We start from the raw sequence: 3,875 nt of genomic DNA on the forward strand, positions 1-3,875 counted from the left end.
CCCGTCCGGGTCGGCAATGCTGATACTGCTTTTCGTGGTGCGCACCACCTCAAAACCTGCACCTTCAAGAGTGTCAGTGACATCCTGACGGCTTTTCAGCTCCCCGGACGAGGCTAAGCTCAGTAGTCCCCGGGTAATGGCTTCTGCGGCCTCCTGCTTCGTTTTCGGCAGCCCGGACGGCGTGACCAGCGCCCGGCGGTTTTCCGGCGCGTTCGGGTCGTGCAGCCCCAGTCTGCCGTTCACGATAGTCTGCCAGGCATCGATGCGCGGCCGGTCGGCGCGGTCGTAGTAAGGCTGGAGCCGCCTGCCGGTCAGCAGCTCGGTATTGGGGATCAGAAAGTTCAGCTCCAGACGCCCCTTGTCCGCGTGCTCCACCCACAGAATGCTGTACTGATCTTTATCGAGTCCGGGCATCAGAACTCGCTCGAAGCTGGCCATCAGTTTTTCCCGCTGGCCGGGAGGGAGATCGGCCTCCGCAAACGACAGGACGCCGGAGGTGTATTTCTTAACGTAAGGCGACGCGTCAATCAGCTCCCGGACTTCTTCCGGCTTCCCCTGCAGGACGGTGGCGCCTTCACGCTGCCGGTCTTTACCCAGCAGATAGTCCACCGGCCCGGCGCCACCGCCGCGGCCGCGCGGATGAAATTTAACGATCATCGTCCGTTCCTTTCTCAAGAACGGCGTGCCGCAGCCGCTCAAGGCCGGCATCGATGGCCATCAGCGCCGCCACAATCTGTACCCTGTCATGGCCGGTGCCGCCGCCGGCGTTAACACGGCGGGCTATCTGGTTCAGGTTATTGCCCATGCCGGCAAGCTGGCGCAGCAGCGCCGGCGAGAGTGAGGGGAGCTTTCCGGAACGTGCCGGCTTTTCGTCCAGGCAGATCTGCCGCATCCACGCCGCCAGCTGCCTGCCGTCACAGCGCTCGAGCAGCCGCCGGTGCTCGTCCTCCGTCACCCACATGGTGAGCATCTTGCTCCGTTTCTCTGACAAACCGGCCTCCTGATAACGCCGGGACGGGCGGGAAAGCCTTTCCCGGTCGGCGCGGGGTTGGACAAGCCGCAGGCGCGTCAGGCTTTTGGCGGGTTTCGGGGCGCAGCCCTGAACCAGTCACGTAGCGCTAGCGGAGTGTATACTGGCTTACTATGTTGGCACGGATGCGGATATCAGTGAAGTGCTTCATGTGGCAGGAGAAAAATGCAGCAGCGGAGCGTAAGTGGAATATGTGATACAGAATATATTCCGCTTCCTCGCTCACTGACTCGCTGCGCTCGGTCGTTCGGCTGCGGCGAGCGGGAATGGCTTACGGACGGGGCGGAAATTTCCTGGAGGATGCCAGGAAGATACTTAGCAGAGAAGCGAGAAGGCCGCGGCGAAGCCGTTTTTCCATAGGCTCCGCCCCCCTGACAAGCATCACGAAATCTGACGCTCAAATCAGTGGTGGCGAAACCCGACAGGACTATAAAGATACCAGGCGTTTCCCCCTGGTGGCTCCCTCTTGCGCTCTCCTGTTCCCGCCCTGCGGCATCCGTGTTGTGGTGGAAGCTTTACCTAAATCACCACGTCCCGTTCCGTTTAGACAGTTCGCTCCAAGCTGGGCTGTGTGCAAGAACCCCCCGTTCAGCCCGACTACCACGTTGTCCCGGTAACTATCATCTTGAGTCCAACCCGGAACAGACACGAAAAATCGCCAGTGGCGGTAGCCATTGGTAACGGATTTAGAGGAGTTAGTCTTGAAGTTATGCGCCTGTTAAGGCTAAACTGAAAGGACAGATTTGGTTACTGCGCTCCTCCAAGCCAGTTACCGCGGTTCAAAGAGTTGGTAGCTCTGAGAACCTTCGAAAAACCGCCTTGCAGGGCGGTTTTTTCGTTTTCAGAGCAAGAGATTACGACGCAACGGACAGGATCTCAAGAAGATCATCTGTGATATTCGACAGATATGGGATAAAGGATTGCAACGCCAGGAGTATATGAGGCATAGCAGCCGCCACCACCACCACCACAGAATCAAGCCAGTTGCGGCACGAAAGGAAAGAACCGAACTGTCCGACGGTCGCTACGTTCTCCGTAAATTTTGTATACCTACCACGGAGACATAAAGTTTCTATTGCTGACTCGCCTTAAAAAGGGAAAAATCCTATTTTTTCTAAATGGATATAACCTTATGGGAAGCTACGTAGACCAATCATTGACGAGAAATGAATCCGTAATATCTCGCGCTCAAACCTCCTGGATTCCAACAATCATCCCAGTAATTATCGGGATCTTGTTGCTGCCTTTTTACGGCTTAGGGTTACTTATAATAATCCCTGTGCTCCTTAGAGTTTGGTCAACGGAGCTTGCATTAACTAACCAAAGAGTCATCGCAAAAGTGGGTTTGATCCGACGCAATACGGTGGAACTCCGTATTGATAAAGTTGAAAGCCTTGGCATACATCAAGGGATACTGGGACGAATCTTTAACTATGGGTCTATCGTGATTAAAGGCACTGGCGGAACCAACACGCCAATTCCAAACATCAAGGCGCCAATGCAATTCAGATCGATTGTGAACAATCATATTGAGGAAATGGGTTCTAAGCAGCAGTAGCTTCCTCGTAGCATTACAAAAAAAGCCCTACGGGGCTTTTTTTGTACCTGCCAATCAGCTGAATTTACCATAACATCCGTTGCCCGCACCGCTGAAACGGGGTTGGCTGCGTTTCCGGTGCCAGACGCGAGAAAGTGGCGACAGACATAACGAAAAAACACCAGAAACGCAGCCGCTGAATATTACACTGGTGCATAGTCATGCAGCCAGATGCATGGATGTTAAAGTCACACTAAAATCCGCGCCAATGCCTTAAAAACCGACAAATGCTTCTCCAGCCAGTCCCACAGCTCCGCCGCCAGATACAGGCAGTTAAGCAATGATTCAATAAGATTTAACAGCTTCATTTCCCGCTCCTGAATAAGTCGTGACCTTTTTGATCACGAACCTATTTAGCGGGAGAAATAAGAGCCCCTCTTCGTGCGGGTTGTCAGCTGCCTGGATGGTTTAAAGTGTCGGCCCGCGGTAGGTTTTCTGCGGCTGGCGCTCCAGCTCCAGTGTTTTCTGATACTCATTCTCCCTCTGCCGGAACTCGGTGGCATTCAGTTCCCGGACAAGCGGCGCAGCTGCTCGCTTAAACTCAGCACCTGCGTGCTCAAGTCCGACACGCGCTCGTTCAGCATCGCGTTCTCCCGTTGCATAAGCCCACACATGCTCCGCCATTCCGCGAAGGCGCTCTCCCATTCGTCCAGCCTTTGCGAGTAGTCCTGCTGTAGCTGCTCTAATGCGCTCAGCAACTGCTTTTCCAGCTCTGTCATTTTCCGCTACTCCTGTTTCAGGCGGATCCATGTCGTCCCGTCGTAAGGGATGGCTTCGGTTTGCATCCCCGGCGGCAGGATAAGGAATCTCCGGCCGTCGCTGCTCTCCTGATAGCGCACTCCCCACGTCCGGGCGGTCATTTTCGCCAGGGTATCTTCCTGCTGACGAAGATGCGTGTAATTGTCGGTTATCTGCTGCCCCTGCCACCACAGAATGCTCCCGCTCGTGCCGATCAGCAGCGCTGACACCATCAGGATGGTGAGCCATGTCCTCCCGGCCGTCAGCAGCACGCTCCGCCGGTTTTTCTCCATCGCCTCGCTCATATTCTGCTCGTGGGCGCTGATGGCGTCGCTGATTCTCCTCGCGCTTGCGCTCAGTTCCGCTCTGACAGACTGCTCGTGCTCGCTGAATGCGGCTTTCAGCATCTCGCCGGTACTCTGCTGCTGCGCTTTCAATTTCTCCTCGAAGTCCCTCGAGGCCGTAAAAAGATTGCTCATAGATAGCTCCCTTCAGTCGGATGTTTCGCCC

Annotated in this window: 5 protein-coding genes and 1 pseudogene; 2 read left to right on the forward strand and 4 right to left on the reverse strand. The window is 55.4% G+C overall.

Annotated features, from left to right (window positions below; translation table 11 throughout):
* A partial coding sequence (gene mbeA, locus AC534G_RS27220) for a plasmid mobilization relaxase MbeA (protein WP_496594632.1) occupies window positions 1–657 on the reverse strand: 657 nt, incomplete at its 3' end.
* Window positions 647–991 (reverse strand): MobC family plasmid mobilization relaxosome protein, encoded by a 345-nt coding sequence (locus tag AC534G_RS27225; protein WP_031603520.1) that lies wholly within the window; start codon window positions 989–991, stop codon window positions 647–649. The genes mbeA and AC534G_RS27225, both read right to left, overlap by 11 nt.
* Window positions 992–1,341: 350 nt before the next feature.
* On the opposite strand from AC534G_RS27225, the pseudogene AC534G_RS27230 reads away from it, so the two are divergent.
* Both AC534G_RS27230 and AC534G_RS27235 read left to right on the forward strand, forming a co-directional pair.
* Window positions 1,342–1,763: pseudogene (locus tag AC534G_RS27230) on the forward strand (hypothetical protein).
* Between the two features lie 399 nt (window positions 1,764–2,162).
* On the forward strand, window positions 2,163–2,588 hold the full coding sequence (locus AC534G_RS27235) for a PH domain-containing protein (RefSeq protein WP_045261372.1): 426 nt from the start codon (window positions 2,163–2,165) through the stop codon (window positions 2,586–2,588).
* 542 nt (window positions 2,589–3,130) lie between these two features.
* Here AC534G_RS27235 and AC534G_RS27240 read toward each other — a convergent pair.
* Both AC534G_RS27240 and AC534G_RS27245 read right to left on the reverse strand, forming a co-directional pair.
* The gene (locus AC534G_RS27240) at window positions 3,131–3,346 is read right to left on the reverse strand and encodes an MbeD family mobilization/exclusion protein (protein WP_029590204.1); all 216 of its coding nucleotides are present in this window, start codon (window positions 3,344–3,346) and stop codon (window positions 3,131–3,133) included.
* A 6-nt stretch (window positions 3,347–3,352) separates the two neighbouring features.
* Window positions 3,353–3,844: an MbeB family mobilization protein gene (locus tag AC534G_RS27245; protein ID WP_032072598.1), complete on the reverse strand. Its 492-nt coding sequence runs from the start codon at window positions 3,842–3,844 to the stop codon at window positions 3,353–3,355.
* Between the last annotated feature and the right edge of the window lie 31 nt (window positions 3,845–3,875).

It is taken from the genome of Citrobacter sp. CRE-46, assembly GCF_059615875.1.